Origin of the sequence: Rhodoferax ferrireducens, assembly GCF_031458075.1 — a bacterium.
GTDB lineage: Bacteria > Pseudomonadota > Gammaproteobacteria > Burkholderiales > Burkholderiaceae_C > Rhodoferax_B > Rhodoferax_B ferrireducens_A.
The window spans coordinates 790,864-816,938 of sequence record NZ_JAVDXT010000001.1 but is presented as its reverse complement, the minus strand read 5'-3'; the positions used below and the strand labels follow the sequence as shown (position 1 = coordinate 816,938).

Here is a 26,075-nt window from a genome sequence, read left to right as displayed (position 1 = left end):
GAAACGAGTAGGACGACAGGCATACCTAAATGTATGCACATCCATATAGGGCATGTGTTGCTGCGTAGCGACAGTCACTTGCCTCTAAAATGATGGACCTCCGCTGCACAACGTTTGCCTCTCATGACCCAGTTCGCCAAAGAAACCCTGCCCATCAGTCTTGAAGAGGAAATGCGCCGGAGTTACCTCGACTACGCGATGAGTGTGATTGTGGGCCGCGCCCTGCCCGATGCGCGCGACGGCCTCAAGCCCGTGCACCGCCGTGTGCTGTTCGCCATGCACGAACTCAACAACGACTGGAACCGTGCATATAAGAAGTCGGCCCGTATTGTGGGTGACGTGATTGGTAAGTACCACCCCCACGGCGACAGCGCGGTATATGAAACCATCGTTCGCATGGCGCAGGATTTCTCGCTGCGCCACATGCTGGTAGATGGCCAGGGTAATTTCGGCTCGGTCGACGGCGACAACGCCGCAGCCATGCGCTACACCGAAATCCGCATGTCCAAGATTGCCCACGAGCTGCTGGCCGATCTGGACAAGGAAACCGTCGACTTCGGCCCCAACTACGATGGCAGCGAGCAAGAGCCGCTGGTCATGCCGGCCCGCTTCCCTAACTTACTAGTCAATGGATCCTCCGGCATTGCGGTGGGTATGGCGACCAACATCCCGCCGCACAACCTGAATGAAGTGGTGGACGGCTGCCTGCACCTGCTACGCAACCCGCAAGCCACGGTGGACGAGCTGATGGAGATCATCCCCGCGCCCGACTTCCCCACGGCCGGCATCATCTACGGCATCAACGGCGTGAAAGATGGCTACCGCACCGGCCGCGGCCGCGTGGTGATGCGCGCCAAGGTCCACTTTGAAGACATCGACAAGGGCCAACGCCAGGCCATCATCGTCGACGAGCTGCCCTACCAATGCAACAAGAAGACCTTGCAAGAACGCATGGCCGAGTTGGTGCACGAGAAGAAGATCGAAGGCATCAGCCACATCCAGGACGAGTCCGACAAGTCCGGCATGCGCCTGGTGATCGAACTCAAGCGCGGCGAAGTACCCGAGGTGGTGCTGAACAATCTTTACAAACAGACCCAGCTGCAAGACACCTTCGGCATGAACATGGTGGCCCTGGTCAACGGCCAACCCAAGCTGTGTAACCTGAAGGACTTGATCGAAGTCTTCCTGGAACACCGCCGCGAAGTCGTCACCCGCCGTACCATCTTCAACCTGCGCAAAGCCCGCGAACGCGGCCATGTGCTGGAAGGGCTGGCGGTCGCGCTGGCGAATATCGACGACTTCATTGCCATCATCCGGAATGCGCCCACGCCACCGGTCGCCAAGATTGAGCTGATGGCCCGCCCCTGGGACAGCAAACTGGTGCGCGAAATGCTGACCCGCACCCGTGCCGACGGCGGCATGGTCAATGTGGACGACTACCGCCCTGACGGCCTGGAAAAAGAACTCGGCATGGGCAAGGACGGTCTGTACCGCCTGTCCGAAGTGCAAGCACAAGAAATTTTGCAGATGCGCCTGCAGCGCCTGACCGGCCTGGAACAGGACAAGATCGTTGCCGAATACAAAGAGGTGATGGCCGAGATCGAAGACTTCCTCGACATCCTGGCCAAGCCCGAACGCGTATCCACCATCATTGGCGAAGAACTGACCGCCATCAAGCTGGAATTCGGCCAGTCCAAGCTGGGCGCCCGCCGCAGCCTGGTGGAATACAGCTCGTTCGACCTCAGCACCGAAGACCTGATCACCCCGACCGATATGGTCGTGACTCTGTCGCACAGTGGCTATATCAAGAGCCAACCTTTGAGCGAGTACCGGGCGCAGAAGCGTGGTGGCCGCGGCAAACAAGCCACGGCCACCAAAGAAGACGACTGGGTCGACCAGCTGTTCATCGCCAACACGCACGACTACATCCTGTGCTTCTCCAACCGCGGCCGCCTGTACTGGCTCAAGGTCTGGGAAGTGCCGCAGGGCTCGCGCGGCTCGCGGGGCCGCCCCATTGTCAACATGTTCCCGCTGCAGGAAGGCGAGAAGATCAACGTGGTGCTGGCCCTGACCGGTGAGAAACGCAGCTTCCCGGCCGACCAGTATGTGTTTATGGCCACCAGCATGGGCACGGTCAAGAAGACCCCGCTGACAGACTTCAGCAACCCGCGCAAGGCTGGCATCATCGCCGTGGACCTGGACCCGGGCGACTTCCTGATCGGCGCCGCCCTGACCGACGGCAAGCACGACGTGATGCTGTTCAGCGACGGCGGCAAGGCCGTGCGCTTCGACGAAAACGATGTGCGCCCCATGGGACGCAACGCCCGCGGCGTGCGCGGCATGATGCTGGAAGAAGGCCAGGGCGTAATCGCCATGCTGGTTGCCGAAGACGAGCAACAGAGCGTGCTTACCGCCACCCTGAACGGCTACGGCAAGCGCACCAGCATCACCGAATACACCCGCCATGGCCGCGGCACCAAGGGCATGATCGCCATCCAGCAAAGCGAACGCAATGGCCGCGTAGTGGCCGCCACCCTGGTGCATGCCGACGACGAGATCATGCTGATCACCGACAAGGGCGTGCTGGTGCGCACCCGTGTCAGCGAAATCCGCGAACTCGGCCGCGCTACCCAGGGCGTCACCTTAATCGGCCTGGACGAAGGCTCCAAGCTCAGCGGACTGCAGCGCATTGTGGAAAACGACGCCATCGCAGCCGCTGCCGACGCCAGTGCAGCAGGCGAGGACGACGCAGCCGGCGGTGGCGATGACAGCACCAGTGGTACCCCTGAAGCGTAACCCGTCATCACTACATAATTCATAGCACCTCGCGCTTATTGAATAAGTGCGAGCGACCTATTTAACCTAAGAATTTGCATGACCCGACCGTTCAATTTCTCCGCAGGCCCCGCCGCCATTCCTGAAGAAGTGCTGACCCAGGCTGCCGCCGAAATGCTGGACTGGCATGGCAGCGGCATGGGTGTGATGGAGATGAGCCACCGGGGCAAAGAGTTTTTATCGATCTACGCCCAAACCAAAGCCGACTTCCGGGCCCTGATGGCGGTACCGCCCGAGTTCAAGATTTTGTTCATGCAAGGCGGTGGCCTGGGCGAAAACGCCATCGTGCCGCTGAACTTGTCGCGCGGCGGCAAGATCGACTGCGTGGTCACCGGCAGCTGGAGCCAGAAGTCGCAGAAAGAGGCGCGCAAATACGCCCAGGTGCACATCGCCGCCAGCACCGAAGCCAGCGGCTACACCCGCCTGCCCGACCCGGCCAGCTGGGACTTGAGCTCTGACGCCAACTACGTCCACATCTGCAGCAACGAAACCATAGACGGCATCGAATTCCAGACCCTGCCCGACCTGCAGGCACTGGGCTCGAAAGCCCCGCTGGTGGTCGACTTCTCGTCCCACGTCGCCTCGCGTCCGGTTGACTGGTCGAAGATTGGCCTGGCCTTTGGCGGAGCCCAAAAGAACCTCGGCCCTGCGGGCCTGACGGTGGTGGTGGTGCGCGAAGACCTGCTCGGCCACGCGCTGGACATCTGCCCCAGCGCCTTCAACTACGAGACCGTGGCCGACAACCAGTCGATGTACAACACCCCGCCCACCTTCGCAATCTACATCGCCGGACTGACCTTCCAGTGGCTCAAGCACCAGACCGAAGGTGATTTGCACGGCATTGCCGCCATGGAGCAACGCAATATCGCCAAGGCCGAGCTGCTGTACAGCGCCATCGACCAGTCGCAGCTGTATTTCAACAAGGTGGACGCCGATTGCCGTTCGCGCATGAACGTGCCCTTCTTCCTGCGCGACGAAAGCCGCAACGACGCTTTCCTGGAGGGTGCCAAGGCACGCGGCTTGCTTCAGCTCAAAGGCCACAAGTCGGTTGGCGGCATGCGGGCCAGCATCTACAACGCCATGCCGCTGGCCGGCGTGCAGGCGCTGGTGGACTACATGCACGCATTCGAAAAGAGCCAAGCCTGACCCATGACTGCTGTAACACCGCCCGCCGCCACCCCTGATCTGGCCGATTTGCGCGTCAAGATCGACCAGATCGACCAAGACCTGCTGAGCCTGCTGAACCGCCGCGCCAAAGTGGCCGAACAGGTGGGTGAAATCAAGCGCCGCGAAGGCTCGCCCTTCTTCCGGCCCGACCGCGTGGCCCAGGTGATCGAGAAAATCCAGCAGGCCAATACCGGCCCGCTGAAGAACACCCATGTAGCCGCCGTCTGGCGCGAAATCATGTCGGCCTGCCTGGCTCTCGAAGCACCGCAGCGCGTGGCCGTGCTCGGCCCCGAAGGTACGTTCACCGAACAGGCCGCCATCGAGTTCTTCGGTAGCGCGGCCGAGTTGCTGTACTGCGCCAACTTTGACGAAGTCTTCCACGCCACGGCCGCGGGCACAACCCAATACGGCGTGGTGGCAATTGAAAATTCCACCGAAGGCATGGTCGCCCGTTCGCTCGATCTGTTCCTGCACTCCCCAGTGCACGTCGTCGGCGAAGTCAGCCTGCTGGTGCGGCACAACCTGCTGCGCCAAACCAATTCGCGCGACGACATCGAAGTCGTCATGGCCCATCCCCAGGCGCTGGCCCAGTGCCAGGGCTGGCTGACCCAGCATCTGCCGCATGTGGAGCGCCGCGCCGTCTCCAGCAACGCCGAAGGCGCACGCCTGGCCGCCGCCAACCCATCCTGGGCGGCCCTGGCCAGCGAACGCGCAGCCGCCCAGTTCGGCCTGCACGTAGTGGCCCATGCGGTGCAGGACGACGCCTACAACCGCACCCGTTTCGCCGTCATCTGCCTGCCGCAGACCCTGGCCACGCCGCCGGCTTCGGGCAAGGACTGCACCAGCCTGGTGGTATCGGTACCCAACAAACCCGGCGCCATGCACGATCTGCTGGTGCCGCTGAAGACCAATGGCGTGTCGATGACGCGTTTCGAGTCGCGCCCGGCCCGTACCGGCCAGTGGGACTACTACTTCTACATCGACCTCGACGGCCACCCTTCGCAGCCCCATGTGGCCAAAGCGCTGCAGGAGCTGCGGGCCTTGTGCGCCTTCTACAAGGTACTCGGCACCTACCCGGTCGGCCCTTGATGTTCTGGAGCAAGACGCAACATGTTTGAACAATTGGGACTGATCGGTTGCGGCCTGATGGGCGGCTCGTTTGCGCTGGCGCTGAAAAAAGCCGGCCTGGTCAAGCAAGTGGTCGGCTACAGCAAATCCCCCTCCACCACCAGCCGGGCCCGGCAAATGGGCGTGATCGACATCGAAGCCCCGTCGGCCCTGCTGGCCGTATCGGGCGCGGACATCGTGCTGCTGGCCGTGCCGGTGGCCGCGACCGAAGCCACCTTCAAATCCATCAAGCATCTGATCAGCCCCACCACCCTGGTGATGGACGTGGGCTCGACCAAGCGCGACGTGGTCGACGCGGCCCGCCGCGCGCTGCGCGAGCAGGTCGGCTCCTTCGTCCCCGCGCACCCTATCACCGGCAAGGAAGTCTCGGGCGTGGAATTTGCCGACGCTCTGCTCTACAGCGGCAAAAACGTCATCCTGACCCCCATAGAACGCACGCTGACCAAGCAGCTGAGCCAGGCGGTGGACGTATGGACAGCGCTGGGCTGCAATGTGCTGCAGATGTCGCCCGAGTCGCACGACGCGACTTTTGCCGCCGTCAGCCATCTGCCGCATTTGATCGCTTTCGCCATGATGCACGGCCTGGTCAGCCAGCCGCAAGGCCAGGAATACCTGGCCCTGGCCGGCCCCGGCTTCCGTGACTTCACCCGCATCGCTGCGTCCGACCCGCATATGTGGCGCGACATTCTGCTGGCCAACAAGGAAGAGCTGCTGGCCCAGTCGCAGATCTTCCAGCGCACGCTGCAGGCCATGGAAGCCATGATCACCAGCAACAACATAGACGGGTTGACCGGCATGCTGGAACATGCCAGCGACAGCCGCGCCGACTGGAGCATGGCCTCCCTGAAACCCAAGACCTGATGTACGCCACCCCCTTCCTAGACCTCCCCCCGCTGGAAAGCGCCCAGGGCACCGTGGTGCTGCCGGGCTCAAAAAGCATTTCCAACCGCGTACTGCTGCTGGCCGCCCTGAGCGGTGGCACCACCCGGGTCCACGATCTGCTGGATTCCGACGACACCCGCGTCATGCTGGACGCACTGGCCCAGTTGGGTTGCGGCATCCGCCGTGACGGCAAGGTTCTGGAAATTGACGGACTGGCCGGGCAGCTGCGCAACAGCCAGGCCGATCTGTTCATGGGCAATGCCGGCACTGCGATCCGCCCGCTGACCGCGGCACTGGCCGTGCTGGGCGGCGACTTCAGCCTGCACGGCGTGCCGCGCATGCACGAACGGCCGATTGGTGACCTGGTCGATGCGCTGCGCCAACTGGGCTGCCAGATAGCCTACACCGGGCAGGACGGCTACCCCCCCTTGCGCATTGGCCAGCCCCAGCTGAAGCTGGATGCACCGATCCGCGTGCGCGGCGATGTGTCCAGCCAGTTCCTGACGGCGCTGCTGATGGCGCTGCCGCTGGTAGCCCAACAAGATGTGACGATTGAGGTCGTCGGCGAGCTGATTTCCAAGCCGTATATCGAGATCACGCTGAATCTGCTGGCACGCTTCGGCATCACGGTGCAGCGCAATGGCTGGGCCAGTTTCACGATTCCGGCTGGCAGCCGCTACCAGTCACCGGGCGACATCCATGTGGAAGCGGACGCCTCATCTGCTAGCTATTTCATAGCGCTTGGCGCACTTGCTACAAGCACTGGAGGCCAAATTCGTATCGAAGGGGTCGGTGCGGCATCGATCCAGGGCGATATCCGCTTTGTCGAAGCGGCAGAGCACATGGGCGCGCGCATCGTCAGCGGCCCGAACTGGCTGGAAATCAGCCGGGGCAGCTGGCCGCTGAAAGCCATCGACCTGGACTGCAACCACATTCCCGACGCCGCCATGACCCTGGCGGTGATGGCGCTGTATGCCGACGGCACGACCACGCTGCGCAATATCGCCAGCTGGCGGGTCAAGGAAACCGACCGCATCGCCGCCATGGCCACCGAACTGCGCAAGCTTGGCGCCACCGTCGAAGAAGGCGCGGACTACATCCGCGTCACGCCGCCCGCCGTGGTGGCTGACTGGAAAGCCGCCAGCATCCATACTTATGACGACCACCGGGTGGCCATGTGCTTCTCGCTGGCCGCCTTCAACCCGGCACGCTTGCCGGTACGCATCGAAGACCCGAAATGCGTGGCCAAGACCTTCCCCGACTATTTTGAAGCGCTGCTCGCCCTGGCCCGCACCGCCGACTGCCACATCCCCGTGATCTGCATCGACGGCCCGACCGCCTCGGGCAAGGGCACGGTGGCGGCGGCCCTGGCGGCCAAACTCGGCTACCACTTCTTGGATTCGGGCGCGATGTACCGGATCACAGCGCTGGCCGCCCTGCGCGCGGGTTTGAGCATCACCGCGGCCGACGAAGCGGCGATTGCGACCCTGGCCAAGACCCTGCCGGTGCGCTTCGACGCTGGCAAGGTCTGGCTCGGCGACTCCGATGTATCCGAGGCCATCCGCACCGAAGAGGCCGGCATGAACGCCTCCAAAGTCTCCGCCCTGCCCTCGGTACGCCTGGCTTTGGTCGACCTGCAGCACAGCTTCCAGCGCCTGCCCGGCCTGGTCGCCGACGGCCGCGACATGGGTACGGTGATCTTCCCGGACGCCCCCTTGAAGGTGTATCTGACCGCCACCGCCGCCCGGCGCGCAGAGCGCCGGTATAAGCAATTGATTTCAAAGGGAATTTCGACTACACTCGAAGACCTTCGTGCCGACTTGGAAGCGCGTGATGCCCGGGACTCATCCCGTAGCACCGCACCTCTGAAGCCGGCGCAAGACGCGCTGCTGCTGGACAACTCGGATATGACGATAGAAACATCGGTCGATCAAGTGTTGGGCTGGTGGCAGAGCAAGCAGCCATTCGGGATGAAGTAATTTTTTAACTAGAGGTGCTTTGCCCCTCTAGGTTACAAAAATTGTGCTTCCTGAAATAGCTGAACAAAGGCCCACCCTGCTGCTCCAGCAGCGTGGTTTTTAACCCTGTAACCCCGGTGGTCACACGACCGCCACACCGCCACGGCAGACCCCACGCAGGTGCAATCCCGCACCCGTATACCCCTGCTCCGTGGACTAGGAAACACATGTCAGAATCATTTGCAGACCTCTTTGCCGAATCGCTAACCCGCACGGAAACGCGCATTGGTGAAGTCGTCACCGCCGAAGTCATCCGTATCGAACACAGCTTTGTGGTCGTTAACGCTGGCCTCAAATCCGAAGCCTACGTGCCGCTGGAAGAGTTCAAGACCGACAAGGGCGAAGTTGAAGTCCAAGTTGGCGAATTCATTTCGGTCGCCATCGTTGCGATCGAAAACGGCTACGGCGACACCATCGTCAGCCGTGACACCGCCAAGCGCCTGGCTTCCTGGATGTCCCTGGAGAAATCCCTGGAATCCGGCGAATTCGTCACCGGCACCACTTCCGGCAAGGTCAAGGGCGGCCTGACCGTTTTGGTCAACGGCATCCGCGCATTCCTGCCCGGTTCGCTGATCGACACCCGCCCCATCAAGGACTTGTCTCCCTACGAGAACAAGACCATGGAATTCAAGGTCATCAAGCTGGACCGCAAGCGCAACAACGTCGTGTTGTCGCGCCGCGCTGTGGTCGAAGCGTCGATGGGCGAAGAACGCGCCAAGCTGATGGAAACCCTGAAAGAAGGTTCCGTGGTGCACGGCGTGGTCAAGAACATCACCGAATACGGTGCGTTCGTGGACCTGGGCGGCATCGACGGCCTGCTGCACATCACTGACATGGCATGGCGCCGCGTTCGCCACCCATCGGAAGTGGTCACCGCTGGTCAGGAAATCACCGCCAAGATCCTCAAGTTCGACACCGAAAAGAACCGCGTGTCCTTGGGTCTGAAGCAAATGGGCGACGATCCATGGATGGGCGTGAACCGCCGCTACCCACAGTCGACCCGTCTGTTCGGCAAGATCACCAACATCGCCGACTACGGTGCATTCGTGGAACTGGAACCCGGCATCGAAGGCCTGGTGCACGTTTCCGAAATGGACTGGACCAACAAGAACATCGCTCCCGCCAAGCTGGTTTCGCTGGGCGACGAAGTCGAAGTCATGGTTCTGGAAATCGACGAAGACAAGCGCCGTATCAGCCTGGGCATGAAGCAGTGCAAGGCCAACCCATGGCAAGAATTCGCACAAGACACCAAGCGTGGCGACCGCGTCAAGGGCCCGATCAAGTCGATCACCGACTTCGGCGTGTTCGTGGGCCTGGCTGCCGGTATCGACGGCCTGGTGCATTTGTCTGACCTGTCTTGGAACGAAACCGGCGAAGCCGCCGTGCGTAACTACAAGAAGGGCCAAGAAGTCGAAGCCATCGTGTTGGCCGTGGACGTGGACCGCGAACGTATCTCTTTGGGCATCAAACAGCTCGACAGCGATCCGTTCACCACCTTCACCACCATCAACGATAAGGGCCAGATCGTGACCGGCAAGGTCAAGACCGTGGACGCCCGTGGCGCTGAGATCGACCTGGGTGAAGACATCATCGGTTACCTGCGCGCTTCCGAAATCAGCCGCGACCGCGTTGAAGACGCACGTAACGTGCTGAAAGAAGGCGACGAAGTTACCGCTGTGGTGGTCAATGTGGATCGCAAGACCCGCAACATCCAGCTGTCGATCAAGGCCAAGGACGCAGCCGACCAAAGCGAAGCCATGGCTACGCTGAGCCAGGCTTCTGCCCGCGAAAACGCTGGCACCACCAGCCTGGGCGCTCTGCTGCGCGCCAAGCTGGACAACAACAATTAATTTGTTGCTGAAATAGCCTAGTGCCAGGCCGATCCGACTCGCAGGGGCGAGCGGGTCGGCTTGTTTCACTCCTGAGCAGGACTTATGCAATGCCTTCCATGCGCTTCTGGGGCGGCACCGAGAGCATTGCATAACTCCGACTGAAGTCTTTTTCCATGACCCGATCCGACCTTGTTGAAGAACTGGCCGCCCGATTCAGCCAGCTGACCCACCGCGATGCCGAGCATGCCGTGAAGACCATCCTGGATGCCGTCGGCGATGCGCTAGTGCGCGGCCACCGGGTCGAGATCCGCGGCTTTGGCAGCTTCTCCATTAACCGCCGTCCGCCGCGCATGGGCCGCAATCCGCGCAGCGGCGAAAGCGTGGCCATCCCGGAAAAACGCGTGCCCCACTTCAAACCCGGCAAAGCCTTGCGCGAAGCTGTCGACCAGCGCACCGCCGAGATCGAAGCCCGCGAGCTGCGCGAATCGCGCGAATGAGGCTGGTCCCTCGCTAGAATGTTCTGCTGATCGAGGACACCTATGAAAAATCTGGTCCGGCTGCTTAAGTGGATACTTAAAGCAGCCATTTTTTTTACCCTGTTCGCATTTGCCCTGAATAACCAGCAGGACGCGGTAGTGCACTTCTTCTTTGGCACACAGTGGCGTGCGCCCATGGTCCTGCTGGTGCTGAGCGCATTTGCCGCCGGGCTGGCGCTGGGCATTCTGGGCATGGTGCCGCGCTGGTGGAAGCACCGTGTCGTGGCCAAAAAGGCGCAGAAGCCCGTCGTTCCTGCCTCCGCAGCCCCGGCTGTCGACAACTCCCGTACGGAACCCCTGACCCCACCCCATGGACTTTGACCTCAGTTGGATTTTGCTGGGCCTGCCAATCGCCTTCGTGTTGGGCTGGCTGGCCTCCAGGCTGGACTTTCGGCAGCTGCGCCTGGACAACCGCCTGGCCCCCAAAGCCTATTTCAAAGGCCTGAACTACCTGCTCAACGAGCAGCAGGACAAGGCCATCGACGCCTTCATCGAAGCGGTGCAAAAAGACCCTGACACCTCTGAGCTGCATTTCGCCCTGGGCAACCTATTCCGCCGCCGCGGCGAGACCGAGCGCGCGGTGCGCGTACACGAGCACCTGCTGTCGCGCGGTGACCTGAGCGCGGCCGACCGCGACCGCTCGCAGCACGCTCTGGCCATGGACTTCCTGAAGGCCGGCCTGCTGGACCGGGCCGAAGACGCGCTGCGCAAGCTCGAAGGCACGGCCTACGAGGCGCGTAGCCGCCTGGCCCTGCTGTCGATCTACGAGCGCTCGCGCGACTGGGCCGATGCATCCGAAATCGCCCATAAGCTGGAAACGTCGGACCAGGGCAGCTTCAGCGGCCGCCAGTCGCACTACCTGTGCGAGCAAGCCGCCGCCCAGCCACCCGAAGCAGCCCAGGCTTTGCTGGAAAAAGCCATTGCCGTCGCCCCCCAGGCCGCCCGGCCGCGCATCGACCTGGCCATACTGCAACAGCAGGCCGGCGCCAACGATGAGGCATTCAAAACCCTGCTAGCGCTCTCTGAATCTGCGCCAGCCGCTATACCTTTAGTAGCAGATCGGATCGCCACCGTGGCCACCGCCGCCGGGCTTACCGACAGCGCCCTGGAACTGCTGGAGGCCAGTTACGCCCACACCGCCTCGCTCGACGTGCTGGAAGCCATCCTGGGCTTGCAAATCCGCTCGGGTACGCCTATTACCGATGTACGCATGCGCTACATCCAGCACCTGGAGCGCGAGCAATCCCTGGTCGCCGCCGCCCGCTGGATCGCCGGCGAGAAGCTGGAGCACGAAGAATTCCACCCCCAGATCCAGCGCGCGCTGGACCATGCCGCAAATCCCTTGAAGCGCTACCGCTGCGCTGCCTGCGGGTTTGAAGCCAAGCAGCATTTCTGGCAATGCCCGGGCTGCCAGGCCTGGGACAGCTATCCCGCCCGCCGGGTAGAAGAACTATGACAAAACTTTCTACGTTATCCCGTGAACAAATGGCCCAGGCCCAGGTGCTGGTGGTCGGAGACGCGATGCTGGACCGCTACTGGTACGGCGCGGTAGACCGCATCAGCCCCGAAGCGCCGGTGCCGGTGGTGCGCGTCACGCGCGAAGAAGAGCGCATGGGCGCGTCGGCCAACGTGGCCTATAACATCGTGTCGCTGGGCGCGCAGGCCTCGCTGCTGACGGTAGTGGGTGACGACGACGCCAGCCACAAGCTGGAAAAACTGGTCGCCCAGACCGGTATACGCCCGTACTTTGGCCGCGATGCGGAATTGCAAACCACGGTCAAGCTGCGCGTGATTGGCCGCCAGCAGCAGCTGCTGCGCATGGACTTCGAGAACACCCCAAAGAGCGAAATCCTGGCCTCGCAATCGGCTACCTTCGCCACCCTGCTGCCCACGCACCAGGCGGTGCTGTTTTCCGACTATGGCAAGGGTGGTCTGGCCCATGTGGGCGACATGATCGCGCTGGCCCTGGCCGGTGGCAAAAAGATCCTGATCGACCCCAAGGGCAGCGACTATTCGCGCTACAGCCAGGCCAGCGTGATTACGCCGAACCGGGCTGAACTACAGCAAGTGGTCGGTAGCTGGCACAGCGAAGAACAGCTGCGCACCAAGGCGCAAAATCTGCGCAAGGAACTCCAGCTGGAAGCCCTGCTGGTCACCCGCAGCGAAGAAGGCATGACCTTGTACGACGACGCCGGCGAAGTGCATGTCAGCGCCCAGGCGCGCGAGGTGTTTGATGTGACCGGCGCCGGCGATACCGTGATCGCCACCATGGCCGCACTGGTGGCCGCGGGCCTGAGCCTGCGCGACGCCATGCCCCTGGCCAACCGCGCCGGCAGTGTGGTGGTCGGCAAGTTCGGCACGGCCACTGTAAGCTACGAAGAACTGTTTGCTAAGGAGTTGCTATGACCCGCATCGTCGTTACCGGAGCCGCTGGTTTCATTGGCAGCAACATCGTCAAAGGCCTGAACGCGCGCGGCATCACCGACATCATTGCCGTCGACGACCTCACGCAAGGCGACAAGTACCGCAACCTGGCCGACCTGCAGATTGCCGATTACGTGGATGCCGACAGCTTCTACAGCCGCTTCGCCCAGGGCGGCTACGGCCGGGTCGAGGCGGTGTTCCATGAAGGCGCGTGCAGCGACACCATGGAGATGAACGGCAAGTACATGATGGAGAACAACTACACGCTATCGTGCAACCTGTTCCAAGCCTGCCGTAGCCAGGGCACACGCCTGCTGTACGCCTCGTCCGCCGCCACCTACGGCGGATCGGCCAGCTTCGTCGAAACCCCCGAGTTCGAGCGCCCGCTGAACGTCTACGGTTATTCCAAGCTGCTGTTCGACCAGCATATGCGCCTGGCCTGTGGCCCGGACTTCCAACGCACGCCCAGCCAGGTGGTGGGCTTCCGCTACTTCAACGTCTACGGCCCGCGCGAACAGCACAAGGGCCGCATGGCCAGTGTCGCCTTCCACCAGTACCACCAGTTCAAGGCCGACGGCAAGGTCAAGCTGTTCGGCGAATACGGCGGCTATGCGGCGGGCGGGCAGATGCGCGACTTTGTCTTCATCGACGACGTGGTAGCAGTGAACCTGTGGTTCTTCGACCACCCGGAAAAGTCCGGCATTTTCAACCTGGGTACCGGCAAGGCCCAGCCGTTCAACGACATCGCCCACGCCGTGGTCAATGTCCTGCACACCGCGCCCATCCGCCTGCATGACGCCGTCACCAGCGGCCTGATCGACTACGTGCCCTTCCCCGACGCGCTACGCGGCAAATACCAATGCCATACCCAGGCCGACCTGACCGCCCTGCGGGCCACCGGCTGCGACCACGTGTTTGCCGACGTGCACACAGGGGTCACGCGCTACATACACCAGCTGATGCAGGGCTGAACCTGTGTACGCCACCTCGGTACCGGTATTCCAGCGTTATCTGGGCCAGCTGGCGCAGATGCTAAAGCGGGCCGAAACTTCGGAGCTGGACCCGCAGCGTTTGCTGCAGGCGCGGCTGGCGCCCGACATGCTGCCCCTGTCGCTGCAGGTTGAAATCGCCACCAACTTCGCCGTGCGGGCCTGCGCCCCGTTGGCAGGGCTGGAAGTGCCGCCGTTCGGCGAACCCGGCCACTCGTTTGCCGCGCTGCACGCGCGAATTACCCGGGCCCAGCAGTTTCTGGCGGCGTTGAGCCCAGAGCAACTGGCCGACAGCGCCCAGCGCATCTGCACCGACCAGGCCGGCCAAGCCACGCTGGCGCTGCCCGGCGAGGTTTTTCTATCGCAGTACGCGTTGCCTAATTTCTTCTTCCACCTGAGCAGTGCCTACGCCCTACTGCGCCAGCAAGGAGTCCGGCTGGGCAAGGCGGATTTCGATGGCTGGCACGTGTACTGAACCACGCTAGCACGCAGATCAGGACATGAACATCCCACCGTCCACGTTAACGGTCTGGCCCGTGATGTAAGCCGCATCGTCCGAGGCAAAGAAACTGACCAGTCCTGCCACATCCTCCCCCGTGCCCGCGCGGCCCATGGGGATGGCCGCTACCCACTCGGCCATCAGCTCACCCGGCTGGTAGTCACCCATCAGCTTACCCCAAGCCGCATCGTTGTAGGCCCACATATCGGTGGTGATGATGCCCGGGCAAAAAGCATTCACAGTGATGCCCGTCTTGGCCAGTTCCTTGGCCAGGCTCTGGGTGATACCCACCACGCCGAACTTGCTGGCAGCGTAGTGCGGGGTGAAGATAAAGCCTTGGCGCGCCTGGCCCGAGGCCGTGTTGATCAAGCGCCCCTTCTTGCCCGCAGCACGCATGCGTAACGTAGCTTCTTGGCAGCAAAGAAACACGCCCTTGGTGTTCACGGCCATGACCTTGTCCCACTCGGCTTCGGTCAAGTCCTCCAGTCGAGCCACCGTGATAACACCGGCGTTCTGTACAGAAACATCCACCTCACCCAGCTCGCGCGCCACCTGCTCGTACATAGCCTTGACCTGCACCTTGTCCGTGACATCCAGCACCACGGAAATGGCTTGGGCACCGGCATCCCGCAAGGCCTGGGCAGTCTCGTGGACGAGGGCCTCATTCGCGGCCACGCAGATGCGCGCACCCTCGCGGGCAAAGCGCTCGGCAATACTCTTGCCTATGCCCCGGCTACCGCCGGTTACAACCACCACTTTGTCTTGGAATCTAACGGACATATCCAGCCCCTACCAGCAGACAAAACCACCGTCTACGATCAGGTCCACACCGGTGCAGAACGAGGCCGCCTTGCTGGACAGGAACACTGCGGGGCCGACCATTTCGTCCACCGTAGCCATGCGGCCCAGGGGCGTGTCTCGCTCAAAAATCTTGCACTGCTCGGCCACTTCGGGTCGGGCATTCATGGGTGTCATGGTGTAGCCGGGGCTGATGCTGTTGACACGCAAGCCGCGGTCGCTCCACTCCATGGCCAGGCTCTTGCTGAGGTGAATCACCGCCGCCTTGGAGCTGTTGTAGTGCGCCTGCAGCAACCCCCGATTCACGATGCTGCCCGACATGGACGCGATATTGACGATGCTGCCCCGGCGGCGCGGCAGCATCACACGAGCCTGGGCCTGGCAGGACAAAAATACGCCTTCCACGTTAATCTGCATCATGCGCTGCCATTGCTCAATCGGCATGTCCTCGGCCGCAGTCGCGTTGGCAATACCGGCGCAATTCACCGCTACCGTCAGCGCGCCCAAGTCCTTTTCGGTAGCAGCGACAGCAGCCTGCACATCTTCGGCCCGCGTGACATTCCCTTCCAGCGCGAACGCACGCCGACCCAAAGCTTGGATGCGCTCCACCGTAGACGACAAGCCGGCACTGCCCACCAAATCCAGGCAGGCCACGTCCGCGCCCGCCTCGGCCAGACCCACGGCGATACGCTGGCCAATGCCGCTACCTGCCCCAGTAACAAAAGCCACGTCGCCGCGCAATTCAAACAAGTCCATACATGCTCCTGTGCAATGCTGCCGGCCCCGTGGTCGGCAGGGTTAAGGTTGGTCCAGCAGTTGCTGGGCCGTGTGTAAATCGGTAATCAAAGTGGTCAGCCAGCCGCCACGCAGGGCAGCGCGTATGGCTTCGAATTTGCGCGCACCACCGGCCACGCCGATGCGGCGGCGCGTGCGGCGGATCTGGTCTATGCCTATGCCCAGTACACGCTCGCCAAACGGCGTGGTCACGTGCTTGCCATCGGCGTCGAAGAACTGCATGCAGACATCGCCCACGGCGCCGGCATCGCGCAGATCGGCTAGGTCCTGCTCGGTAAATACATTACCGCTCTCACGCAACATGCGTGACGGCGGAATGGCACCTATGCCCAGCAACAGGGCCGACAAATCGTCGAAACGCTCCAGGGCCTGGCGGCAGGTTGGGTCGCTCAGCATGGCGTTCTTGGCTTCCACGGTGCTGACCACGCCAGGCGCATTCATGAAGATGGCTTCGGCCTTGGACAGCTGCGCCAGCCGCTCCGTTAACCGGGTGGCAAATACCTGCGCCCCCGCAAAGCCCACGCCGCCCAGCACCTGCACGATGCTGCGCGTATGGCCTGGACCGGCAGGCCGCATCACGTTGACGGCTGCCAGCAAACTGGAACTCCAGGACGACACGCCGATCGCGCCAAAGGTCGGCACCATCAGCTCCAGATAGCGGGCAGTGGGGCCGGCCAAGGCCAGATTGGTACGCTCGTCATCCAGCACATCGGCTTCCTCGGCCTCGACCACGATGACTTCGTCCAGCCCGTAATGCGTTTCCAGACGCTCCTCCAGATCGGCATGCACGCCCTCGGGCACATGGACGGTGATGCGCACAATGCCCAGCTCCTCGGCCTGCTTGAGCAGGCGCGACACCCGCGTCTGCGACAAGCCGAGCTGTTCTGCTATGCGCGGTTGCCCGATGCCGCGTTGGTAGTACATGCTAGCGATCCGGGTGATGAGACGCTGCAGGTCGTGGGAGCCATATTGATGTTTTGCCATGGCGCGGATTATCACTACGGCTCTTAAGAGACCGCCAGCTCCATAACCCGGGAGGGCGTAGCTTCCTCACGCGTCAAAACGCCCTGGTTCTCGCCCCGCGCCAGCACCACCACACGGTGCGCCAGGCCCAGCACTTCATCCAGGTCAGAGCTAACCACCACCACGGCCATGCCGGCCCGCGCCAGCTCGGCGATCACCTCGTAGATGGCGGCCCGTGCGCCCACGTCGATACCGCGTGTGGGCTCGTCCAGGATGATGATCTTGGGGTCGTGCGCCACCCATTTGGCGATCACCACCTTTTGCTGGTTGCCGCCCGACATGCTGCTGGCCGGCAACTTGGGCTGGCCCTTCACGCCCAGGCGCTGGATCAGCTTACGTGCGAACTCTGCGGTGCGTGCGGGTTGCAACCAGCCGCTGGGTGCCACGCGGTCCAGGTTGTTGTACAGCAGGTTGTCCTCGATGCTGTGGGGCAGCACCAGGCCCAAGGCCTTGCGGTCGTCGGGTACCAGCACCAGATGGGCGCGGATGGCGTCCATCGGGCTGCGCATCACGATGGGCTTGCCGTCGACTTCTATGCTGCCCTGGGCGATGGGGTCTATACCCACCACGGCCCGCATCAGCTCGGTGCGGCCCGCGCCCACGATGCCGGCAAAGCCCAGCACCTCGCCCGCACGCACTTCAAACGATATGTTCTTGAACCGGCCATTCGGTGCATGCAGATTGCGCACCGCCAGCGCCACGGGCGCATCCGGTCCAGGTGCTGGAATGGAAGGAAACAACCGGTCCACACTGCGCCCCACCATGTCGCGCACCAGCTGCGCGGTAGGTACCTGTGCCGTGGCATGGGTGGCGACCTGCACCCCGTCGCGCAACACCAGGATGCGGTCGGCAATGCGCGCAATCTCGGCCAGCCGGTGGCTGACATAAATGAAGGAGACACCCTCTGCCTTCAGGCGATGGATCTGCTCGAACAGGCGGTCCGTTTCCTTGTCGCCCAGCGCAGCCGTGGGCTCGTCCAGAATCAGCAGCTTGGCGTTCAGGGTCAACGCCTTGGCAATCTCCACCTGCTGCTGTGCGGCGACGCTCAGGGTGCCGACTTTTTGGGTAGCGGGTACATCCAAGCCCAGGCGCTGCAACTGCACCTGGGCGCGCTGGACCATGCCATCGCGGTCGATGCGCCCGCCCTTCATGGGCAGGCGACCGACAAAAATATTCTCCGCAATCGTCAACTCGGGCAGCAGGCGCATTTCCTGGTGGATCAGACCAATGCCCACGTGCAGCGCATCCACAGGCGCCTGCGGCGCATAGGCCTGGCCTTGCCAGAACATGCTGCCGCCCGCGTCCGGTTGCACCACCCCGGCAATTACCGAGGACAGCGTGGACTTGCCTGCGCCGTTCTCGCCCAGCAAGGCCAGCAACTCGCCGGGCTGCACCTGCAGATGCACCCCGCGCAACACAGTGGTCGGGCCATAGGTTTTGCCGATGTTGCGCAGGACCAGGCCGGTAGAGGTATCGACGGAGGTGTCTGCTGAAGACGCAAGGGTGCTCATGGATGTACCAGGGGAAATAAATGCACGGCAGGCGCCAGGCCCCGTCCGAGGACGAGAGCCTGGCGTGCCCGCCTGATTAAGGATGTGCCTTCAGGAACTCTTCCACATTGGCTTGCGTGGTGACCTTGGCGTCGGTAGGTTGGTCCTTGGGCACGGCCTTGCCTGCGATCAGGCTGGTGGCGGCATCCACCGCCATGCGGCCCATGTTGAAGGTCTGCTGCGTGGCCGTGGCATCCAGCGAGCCGCTTTGCACGGCCTTCAGGCCGCCCACATCGCCGTCAAACCCGACGACCCAGATCTTTTGTGGCAGCTTGGCCAGCTTGACCGCTTGCGATGCACCCAGGGCAATGCCGTCAGCCTGGCCCAGGATGACATTGATGGAAGGGTCGCGCTGCAGCATGTCCTGGGCGATCTTGGCGCCTTCATCCGCCGACCAGCGCTCGGTCCACTGCTCTTGCTTGACCTTCAGGCCGCATTTGTCCAGGCCCTGCTTGAAGCCCTTGGTGCGGTCGACTTCCGGCGTGGTGCCGCGCTGGCCGTGAATCATCACCACCGTACCCTTGCCACCGGTCTTGTCGCAGACCATTTCGCCCAGTGCCTTGGTGGCGGCAACCGACTGGCCATAGATGAAGGTGTCGCCAGGCGCGCCTTCGGCGTTGCGGTCCACGTTGATGACCGGGATGCCTGCAGCGCGCGCGGCCTTCACCGGCACGGTAGCGGCGGTGGCACCGGCGGGAATGTAGATCAGCGCATCGATCTTTTGCGTGATCAGATCCTGGATCTGGTTCACCTGGGTGGTGGCGTCGCCCTTGGCGTCCACGGTGATGACCTTGTAACCCTTTTCCTTGCCGTAGGTTTCGACAGACTGCTTGATCATGTTGAAGAACTCTGCCTGCAGATTGGCCACGGCCAGGCCGATCTTCTTTTCTTGCGCAAAAGCGGCGTTGGATGCGACGAGGGATGCGGCCACACCGGCGGCGATGGCGATTTGCTTGAACTTAAACATGTTTGCTCCTAAATGATGTATTTGTAATTGCGGTCGGTTCCATCACGGCGCCACCAGACCATGCGGCGTCGGCTCAAGGGTTGAAAGGTATATGAATGGCGTTGGGCGGTAGGTCCTCCTCTGTGCGGCGCTAGCCAATGCGGCGTTTGTTGGAATCCACCGCCACCGCCAGGACAATCACCCCGCCGATGACCACTTGCTGCACGAAGGGCGATACGCCCAGCAGGTTCAAGCCGTTGCGCAGCACCCCGATGGTCAGCACGCCCATCAGCGTGCCCCAGATGGTGCCCACACCGCCGGACAGACTGGCACCGCCAATCACCACGGCCGCAATCGTGTCCAGCTCGTAACCCAGGCCGCCGCTGGGCTGGGACGAATCCAGCCGCGTGGACATCACCGCTCCGGCCAGACCGGCCAGCAGGCCGCATACGGTATAGACCGCCAACGTCACCTTGCGCACCGGAATACCGGCCAGCCGCGCCACCTCGGCACTGCCGCCAATCGCATACAGGGACCGCCCGGCTGCGCGGTATTTCATGAAGATGGCAGCCGCGATGGTCAACACGATGAACAGCCCCACCGTGATCGACAGAAAGCCGAAGTAGCGGTTGATCGACATGGCCGAGAACCAGTCGGGGTAGCCCACGATCTGCGAGCCGTCGGTCACCATGTTCGCCAGGCCACGGCAGATGGACATGGTGGCCAGCGTGGCGATAAAGGCCGGCAGGCGTGCATGGGTGATCAGCAGGCCCGAACCCAGGCCACATATGGCGCCCATGCCCAGCGCCGCCAGGATGGCCAGCGGCATGGGTATGCCCACCACGTTCGACAGCCAGCCCATCACCATCATCGACAAGGCCAGCACCGAACCCACCGACAGGTCGATGCCGCCGATCACGATCACCGCCGTCATGCCCAGCGCCATGATGCCCAGCACCGTCAGCTGGTCCAGCACATTCAGCAGGTTACGGAAGGAAAAGAAGGTGTCTGTCGCCAACGACAACGCCACGCACAGCACCAGCAGGCTCAGCTCGGGGCCGTGGTCCACCAGCGTGCGCGCCCAATGGACACGGTGCTGCGGTGCGGCGGTCGGGCGGGCCTTGTCAGGGCCGGCCGGGTTAGAAAGATCAATAGCCAAGATGCCTCCGGAAGATGGGCGTGAAATTGTGAAAACCTGGGTTCAGCCGCGCAGCCGTGCACGCGCCACCGCGTGCGACCAGTTGTGCCGACTGGCCGCCACCTCGGCCGCGGCCAGGGTGGACGGCACATCGTTTTGCGCGCGGGCCAGGGCCTTCAAGCCCGCCCAGTCCCACACGCCCGCCTGCAGCCCGGCCAGATGCGCCACGCCCAGGGCCGAGAGCTCGGGATCGGCACACTGCACTACGGGACGGGATATATAGCCAGCCAACATGTCCAGCAAACGCGGATTGCGCGAAGGGCCTCCGTCCAGATACAGCTTGCGCATGCCGGGCACGCTCTGGTCCATGGCATCGATCACATCGGCCACCTGGTGCGCAATGGATTCCAACCCGGCCGCCATCAGCGCAGACTTACCGGCGCTCAACGTCAAGCCGCTGACCAGGCCCACGGCCTGCGTATCCCACCAGGGCGCGCCCAGGCCGTTGAAGCCGGGCACCAGGCAGACGCCATTGCTGGCACTGCGGCTGGCCAACTCCACCGCGTCGTCCAGCGGCATCTCGAACAAATCCGCCAGCCAGCGCAACGTGGCGCCAGCGGCGCGGATATTGCCCTCCAGTGCCAGCACCGGGCCCTGGCCGGCGTCCCAGGCAATCGTGAGGCACATACCGGGGTGGTGCGCCACACCGCTGGGCGCCAGCGCCATCACCGACGAACCGGTGCCCAGCGTGGCCTTGACCTGCCCGGGCTCAAACCCGCCATGCGCAAACAGGGCCGAATGCGAATCGGCCATGACGGACAACACCGGCACGCCTTCCAGCGCGGGATGCAGTTTGTCCGCTGTGGCAAACACGCCGCGCGACGCATGGACACGCGGCAGCAACTGGCGCGGAATGCCGAACAACGCCAGCAAATCCGCATCCCAGTCGCCGGTATGCACGTTCAGCAGCTGGGTGCGGGATGCATTGCCCACCTCGGTCACAAAGTCTGCGCCCAGGCGTCCCAGCAAATAGGCGTCCACCGTGCCGGCGCACCAGTTGCCCGAGCGGGCCTGCTCGCGCTGCGGATCGAACTCGTCCAGCAGCCAGGCCAGCTTGAGCGCGGAAAACATCGGGTCCAGCGGCAGGCCGGAGCGCTCGCGCACCATTTTTTCGACAGCATCGGTGCTCAAACGGTCGCGCAGTGCCACCGTGCGCTGGTCTTGCCAGCTCAATAGTGGGGTCACGGCCCGGCCATCGCTGCGCTGCCAGACCAGGGCCGACTCGCGCTGCGTGCTGATGCCCACACCGGCCACCTGCACGCCGGGAACGCCGGAAACTTGGGCCAGGCAGGCCTGCACCGCCTGCAGCACGCTCTGCCAGATTTCCTCGGCGTCCTGCTCCACCCAGCCGGGCAGCGGCAGGTATTCGGACAAGGGCGCGGTCGCCTTTGCCACCATGCGGCCGGCTGCATCCACCAAGATGCATTTGGTGGCGCTGGTGCCCTGGTCGATCGCCAAAATATGCGCAGCCATGTGTCAGCCTTTGCGTGCAGCCACCAAAGCCCGGGCTTGCGTAGCAATGCCCTCGGCGGTCAGGCCAAAGTGCTGCAGCAAGAAGCTCGTGCTGCCCGTGGGCGCAAAGCCCGGCACGCCCATGATGCGCACCGGCACCGGGTGGTTCTGCACCACCAGCTCGGCTACGGCGCCACCCAGGCCGCCATGCACAATGCCCTCTTCCACCGTCACGATGGCGCCCGTCTCACGGGCGGCACGCAGCACGGCTTCGTTGTCCAGCGGCTTGACCGACGACGCATTGATCACCCGCGCCGTAATGCCTTCGCGGCCGAGTTGTTCTGCGGCTTCTAGCGCGCGCGAGACCATGGTGCCGATGGCGATCAGGGTCACGTCCTTGCCTTCATGCAAGGTGGCGGATTTGCCCAGCACGAAGTCCTGCCCGTCCGGCATCACCGCCGGCACTTTATAGCGGCCGATGCGCAGGAAGGCCGGGCCGCCCGAAGCGACGAACCAGCGCAGGGCCGCCCGCGTTTCCGCCGGGTCGGCCGGCACGATCACCGGCAGGTCGCCGATAGCACGTATCCAGGCCAAATCTTCGATGGAGTGGTGGGTCGGGCCCAGCTCGCCGTAGGCCATGCCGGGGCTCATGCCGCACAGCGCCACCGGGAAGTTGCTGTACGCCACGTCGGCCTTGATCTGCTCCAGCGCACGGCCGGTCAGGAACGGAGACGCTGCGCATACGAATGGCAGAAAGCCGCCGTTGGCCAGGCCTGCGGCCACGCCCACCATGTTCTGCTCGGCAATGCCGACGTTGACCAGACGGTCCGGAAACTCCTTCTTGAAAGCCCCCAGGTTGCTGGAGCCCACCGAGTCGTTGCACACGGCAACGATGCGCTTGTCGGTGCGCGCCAGGGCCGCCAGTTCTTCGGCAAAGGCCACACGGCAATCGAATGTGCCGGCGACGCTGTTGTCTTCTTTACTCATTGCTCCAACTCCTGCAAGGCTGCTTCATATTGCGCTGTGCTGGGCACTTTATGGTGCCATTCCACGCCGTTCTCCATGAAAGAGACACCCTTGCCCTTGACTGTGTTGGCAATGACAAAACGCGGTTGTCCGGGGTGCGGAGCGGTCAGGGCGGCCAGCAGCTCGGCATGGTTGTGGCCGTCTACCGTCACCACGTCCCAGCCAAAGGCGCGCCATTTGTCGGCCAGCGGCTCCAGCTCATTGGTGTCGGCCGTGGTTGCGCCCTGCTGCAGTCGGTTGCGGTCCACCACGGCGGTCAGCGAACCCAGGCGGCGGTGGGCGGCGCACATGGCGGCTTCCCAGTTGCTGCCTTCTTGCAGCTCGCCGTCGCCCAAGATGACGTAGGTTCGCCAGTCCTGCTTGGAAATTTGTGCAGCCGAGGCGCAGCCCACCGCCACCGGCAGGCCGTGGCCCAGCGGGCCGGTATTGGTTTCGACGCCGGGGATTTTTTGCCGGTTTGGATGGCCATTCAACGGCGACAGATTGGCCATGAAATGCTGCAAACGGTCGGGCGAGAAAAAGCCGCAGGCCGCCAGCGTGGAATACAAGGCCGCCGCGCAGTGGCCCTTGCTCAGGATGAAACGGTCACGCTCGGCCCACTGGGGCTGGGCCGGGTTGATGCGCAGCACGGCTTCGAACAGGGTGGTCAGCACATCGGTCACCGAGAAGTCGCCACCGATATGGCCCAGGCCGGCGCCATGGATCATGTGCAGCACCTGGCGGCGCGTGGCGCGGCTGGCCTCGGCCAGCAAAAGCGCCTGCTGCGCGGGCGAAGCCGCCGCCGCAAAGCGCGCACGCCGAGCCCGCCAGGCTTCAAGAGAAGAATGGTCCACGACAAGCGCTTGCGCTGGACCCTGGTTTGACTGTTCTTGCATATTTATTCATATGTGAATTTATAGTTTTAATTGTAGAAAGGATTTGGAATGCAGGTATCAGGGTTTTCACCGGGAGGCCGCCAGATCACGGCAATCCAGCATCCCAACCAGGCGCGGCACTACAGTGGCAACTCTGCAGATTTACATCCCACCCCAAGCGCTATGTAATTTGTAGCTTCTAGCGCAGTTACTATCTGCGCTAGCAGCCGATTTGACTCACAACCCGAGAGGTCTAGCAATGGATACGTTCACCACCCTGGCCAGCATCCTGGCCGTGCTGTTCATCGGCGTAATCAGCCCCGGCCCCAGCTTTGTGCTGGTGGCCCGCACGGCGATTGGCAACTCGCGCGCGGCCGGGGTGGCTTCGGCGCTGGGCATGGCGGCCGGGGCCTGCGTGCTGTGCATCGTGGCGCTGCTGGGACTCCATGCGGTGCTGCAGCAGGTGCCGCTGGCTTATTGGGGTTTAAAACTCGCAGGCGGCATCTATCTGCTGTACCTGGCCTACAAGATCTGGCAAGGCGCCAAGACGCCGCTGGTGCTTGCCGACGGTGCGCCACCCAGCGCTGCGGGCTGGCTGCGGCACTTTGTGATTGGCGCCGGCACCATGGTCAGCAACCCCAAGGCGGCGATGGTCTACGGCGTTATCTTCGCGGCCCTGCTGCCGGCGACGCCCTCCGCAGCGCTGAGTCTGGCGCTGCCGCCCAGCGTGTTCGTACTGGAAGGCAGCTGGTATGTGCTGGTGGCGCTGGCCCTGTCGTCGGCCCGGCCACGGCAAACCTATCTACAGGCCAAGACGGCCATCGACCGGGCCACAGGCGCCGTGCTGGGCCTGCTGGGGATCAAGCTGCTGCTGTCATCGCGTTAAAGCCGGTTGCTATTAAATAAATAGCTGTCTGCGCATGATCTATCTGCGCTAGCAGCCTATTTTCTTTGAGAATCGGCTAAGCCGGCGCCGCAGGATTCACGCACCACCAGCGGCATCAACGCGTCGGGCACGATGGTGCGCACCGGTGTTTCATTGCGCAGCAGCGCCACCAGCATGGCCATGGCGTCACGGCCCAGGCCCATGGTGTCGGTGCGCACCGTGGTCAACGGAGGGCTGGCAAATTCAGCCATGGGAATATCGTCGTAGCCCACGACGGCGACGTCCTGTGGTACGCGCAGGCCGGCCTCTTTCAACGCACGGATGGCGCCAAAGGCGATGGTGTCGTTGCCCGCGAACAGCGCGGTAAACGGTGCCTTGCGCGCCAACAGCTCCTGCGTGGCGCGGTAGCCGCTGGCCGCGCTGATGTCGGCATAGGCCACCCAGGCCGGGTCTATCGCGAAACCGTGATCGGCCATGGCTTCGCGCCAGCCGCGCTCGCGCTCGTTCACCGCCAGGTATTCGGGCTGGGCGAAGTTGACGAAGGCAATGCGGCTATGGCCCAGGCCGATCAAATGGTTGACCGCCATCTTGGACGACAAAGAGGTGTCGTTGCCGGTGGTGTGGAAGCGGTCCATATCTGGCAGACCCGCGCCAAACACCACCATGGGAATGCCGGCCTCCAGCACCCGGTCCAGGTACTCGCGCCCCGGCATGCTGGGGTTGACCACGATCAGGCCGTCGATGCGGCGGCTGCGCACCAGGTCCACAAAGGCACCGGGTTCACGTCCCTCGTCGTCGCTGGACTCGATCAGCATCTTCAAACCGTAGCGGTGGCATTCCTGGTTGATGCTGGCCACCAGCTGGGCCAGAAACACGTCCACATACAGATGCTCGGCCTTGGGGATGACCAGGGCCACGGTGCCGGTGGTGCCGCCGGCCAGGGTGCGCGCGGCGGCATTCGGCTCGTAGCCGATGTCGCGGGCGGCGGCCAGCACTTTTTCGCGCGTGGCTTCGCTGATGCCCTGGTCGCGCACATTGTTCAGCACGAAGGACACGGTGGTGCGCGATACGCCCGCACGGCGCGCGACCTCGCTGCTGGTGGGGGGAGATTTCAAGGAACTGGACATGTCGCCCTATCGTAGCCGAAACCTTTACTCTCGCGTTTTCCCTAGTACTAACGCGCGTTAATTAACTTAGTATCCGGTAACTAACTCGCGTTAGCAAATAAAAAGGAGAC

General features: G+C 63.1%; 23 protein-coding genes. 13 read left to right on the top strand and 10 right to left on the bottom strand.

Translation table 11 applies throughout. The features are described 5' to 3' along the window. Nucleotides 1-123: 123 nt before the first annotated feature. From gyrA to J2X19_RS03845, 12 genes are all read left to right on the top strand, one after another. Nucleotides 124-2,796: a DNA gyrase subunit A gene (gene gyrA, locus J2X19_RS03900; RefSeq protein WP_310370819.1), complete on the top strand. Its 2,673-nt coding sequence runs from the start codon at nucleotides 124-126 to the stop codon at nucleotides 2,794-2,796. 78 nt (nucleotides 2,797-2,874) lie between these two features. After that, nucleotides 2,875-3,981 (top strand): 3-phosphoserine/phosphohydroxythreonine transaminase, encoded by a 1,107-nt coding sequence (gene serC / locus J2X19_RS03895; protein ID WP_310370817.1) that lies wholly within the window; start codon nucleotides 2,875-2,877, stop codon nucleotides 3,979-3,981. Between the two features lie 3 nt (nucleotides 3,982-3,984). Next, complete coding sequence (gene pheA / locus J2X19_RS03890) at nucleotides 3,985-5,091, top strand: prephenate dehydratase (protein WP_310370815.1); 1,107 nt, start codon at nucleotides 3,985-3,987, stop codon at nucleotides 5,089-5,091. Between the two features lie 21 nt (nucleotides 5,092-5,112). Beyond that, complete coding sequence (locus J2X19_RS03885) at nucleotides 5,113-5,991, top strand: prephenate dehydrogenase (RefSeq protein WP_092761515.1); 879 nt, start codon at nucleotides 5,113-5,115, stop codon at nucleotides 5,989-5,991. Beyond that, the gene (locus tag J2X19_RS03880) at nucleotides 5,991-7,991 is read left to right on the top strand and encodes a bifunctional 3-phosphoshikimate 1-carboxyvinyltransferase/cytidylate kinase (RefSeq protein ID WP_310370812.1); all 2,001 of its coding nucleotides are present in this window, start codon (nucleotides 5,991-5,993) and stop codon (nucleotides 7,989-7,991) included. Before J2X19_RS03885 ends, J2X19_RS03880 begins: the two co-directional genes overlap by 1 nt. 206 nt (nucleotides 7,992-8,197) lie before the next feature. Continuing rightward, the gene (gene rpsA, locus J2X19_RS03875) at nucleotides 8,198-9,880 is read left to right on the top strand and encodes a 30S ribosomal protein S1 (RefSeq protein ID WP_116604698.1); all 1,683 of its coding nucleotides are present in this window, start codon (nucleotides 8,198-8,200) and stop codon (nucleotides 9,878-9,880) included. Nucleotides 9,881-10,035: 155 nt separating this feature from the next. After that, a complete protein-coding gene (locus J2X19_RS03870) occupies nucleotides 10,036-10,359 on the top strand; it encodes an integration host factor subunit beta (RefSeq protein ID WP_092761521.1) in 324 nt (107 codons plus the stop codon). Between the two features lie 42 nt (nucleotides 10,360-10,401). Further along, nucleotides 10,402-10,719, top strand: coding sequence for a LapA family protein (locus J2X19_RS03865; protein ID WP_310370808.1), 318 nt, complete (start codon nucleotides 10,402-10,404; stop codon nucleotides 10,717-10,719). Further along, the gene (lapB, locus tag J2X19_RS03860) at nucleotides 10,709-11,854 is read left to right on the top strand and encodes a lipopolysaccharide assembly protein LapB (RefSeq protein ID WP_310370806.1); all 1,146 of its coding nucleotides are present in this window, start codon (nucleotides 10,709-10,711) and stop codon (nucleotides 11,852-11,854) included. Before J2X19_RS03865 ends, lapB begins: the two co-directional genes overlap by 11 nt. Beyond that, the gene (gene rfaE1, locus J2X19_RS03855) at nucleotides 11,851-12,804 is read left to right on the top strand and encodes a D-glycero-beta-D-manno-heptose-7-phosphate kinase (protein ID WP_310370804.1); all 954 of its coding nucleotides are present in this window, start codon (nucleotides 11,851-11,853) and stop codon (nucleotides 12,802-12,804) included. Before lapB ends, rfaE1 begins: the two co-directional genes overlap by 4 nt. Next, a complete protein-coding gene (gene rfaD, locus J2X19_RS03850; RefSeq protein ID WP_310370802.1) occupies nucleotides 12,801-13,793 on the top strand; it encodes an ADP-glyceromanno-heptose 6-epimerase in 993 nt (330 codons plus the stop codon). The genes rfaE1 and rfaD overlap by 4 nt, the downstream gene beginning before the upstream one ends. A gap of 4 nt (nucleotides 13,794-13,797) precedes the next feature. Next, nucleotides 13,798-14,286, top strand: a complete 489-nt coding sequence (locus J2X19_RS03845; protein WP_310370800.1) for a DUF1993 domain-containing protein — start codon at nucleotides 13,798-13,800, stop codon at nucleotides 14,284-14,286. A gap of 18 nt (nucleotides 14,287-14,304) precedes the next feature. On the opposite strand, the gene J2X19_RS03840 is transcribed toward J2X19_RS03845, so the two are convergent. The 9 genes from J2X19_RS03840 to J2X19_RS03800 form a co-directional block, all read right to left on the bottom strand. Further along, the gene (locus tag J2X19_RS03840) at nucleotides 14,305-15,090 is read right to left on the bottom strand and encodes an SDR family oxidoreductase (protein ID WP_310370798.1); all 786 of its coding nucleotides are present in this window, start codon (nucleotides 15,088-15,090) and stop codon (nucleotides 14,305-14,307) included. 9 nt (nucleotides 15,091-15,099) lie between these two features. Next, nucleotides 15,100-15,864, bottom strand: a complete 765-nt coding sequence (locus J2X19_RS03835; RefSeq protein ID WP_310370797.1) for an SDR family oxidoreductase — start codon at nucleotides 15,862-15,864, stop codon at nucleotides 15,100-15,102. A 42-nt stretch (nucleotides 15,865-15,906) separates the two neighbouring features. Next, nucleotides 15,907-16,887: a sugar-binding transcriptional regulator gene (locus tag J2X19_RS03830; protein ID WP_310370795.1), complete on the bottom strand. Its 981-nt coding sequence runs from the start codon at nucleotides 16,885-16,887 to the stop codon at nucleotides 15,907-15,909. 23 nt (nucleotides 16,888-16,910) lie between these two features. Further along, complete coding sequence (locus J2X19_RS03825; RefSeq protein ID WP_310370793.1) at nucleotides 16,911-18,437, bottom strand: sugar ABC transporter ATP-binding protein; 1,527 nt, start codon at nucleotides 18,435-18,437, stop codon at nucleotides 16,911-16,913. Between the two features lie 76 nt (nucleotides 18,438-18,513). Continuing rightward, nucleotides 18,514-19,443: a sugar ABC transporter substrate-binding protein gene (locus J2X19_RS03820; RefSeq protein ID WP_116604708.1), complete on the bottom strand. Its 930-nt coding sequence runs from the start codon at nucleotides 19,441-19,443 to the stop codon at nucleotides 18,514-18,516. Between the two features lie 130 nt (nucleotides 19,444-19,573). Further along, nucleotides 19,574-20,581, bottom strand: a complete 1,008-nt coding sequence (locus J2X19_RS03815; RefSeq protein WP_310370790.1) for an ABC transporter permease — start codon at nucleotides 20,579-20,581, stop codon at nucleotides 19,574-19,576. A 42-nt stretch (nucleotides 20,582-20,623) separates the two neighbouring features. Next, complete coding sequence (locus J2X19_RS03810; protein ID WP_310370788.1) at nucleotides 20,624-22,093, bottom strand: FGGY-family carbohydrate kinase; 1,470 nt, start codon at nucleotides 22,091-22,093, stop codon at nucleotides 20,624-20,626. A 3-nt stretch (nucleotides 22,094-22,096) separates the two neighbouring features. Next, a complete protein-coding gene (locus J2X19_RS03805; protein WP_116604710.1) occupies nucleotides 22,097-23,059 on the bottom strand; it encodes a transketolase family protein in 963 nt (320 codons plus the stop codon). Continuing rightward, nucleotides 23,056-23,931, bottom strand: a complete 876-nt coding sequence (locus tag J2X19_RS03800; protein ID WP_310370785.1) for a transketolase — start codon at nucleotides 23,929-23,931, stop codon at nucleotides 23,056-23,058. Before J2X19_RS03800 ends, J2X19_RS03805 begins: the two co-directional genes overlap by 4 nt. 280 nt (nucleotides 23,932-24,211) lie before the next feature. Here J2X19_RS03800 and J2X19_RS03795 point away from each other — a divergent pair, with 280 nt between their 5' ends. After that, a complete protein-coding gene (locus J2X19_RS03795) occupies nucleotides 24,212-24,838 on the top strand; it encodes a LysE family translocator (RefSeq protein ID WP_310370784.1) in 627 nt (208 codons plus the stop codon). Nucleotides 24,839-24,894: 56 nt separating this feature from the next. Here the strand turns inward: J2X19_RS03795 and J2X19_RS03790 are convergent, their stop codons facing one another. Next, complete coding sequence (locus tag J2X19_RS03790; RefSeq protein WP_310370781.1) at nucleotides 24,895-25,965, bottom strand: LacI family DNA-binding transcriptional regulator; 1,071 nt, start codon at nucleotides 25,963-25,965, stop codon at nucleotides 24,895-24,897. Between the last annotated feature and the right edge of the window lie 110 nt (nucleotides 25,966-26,075).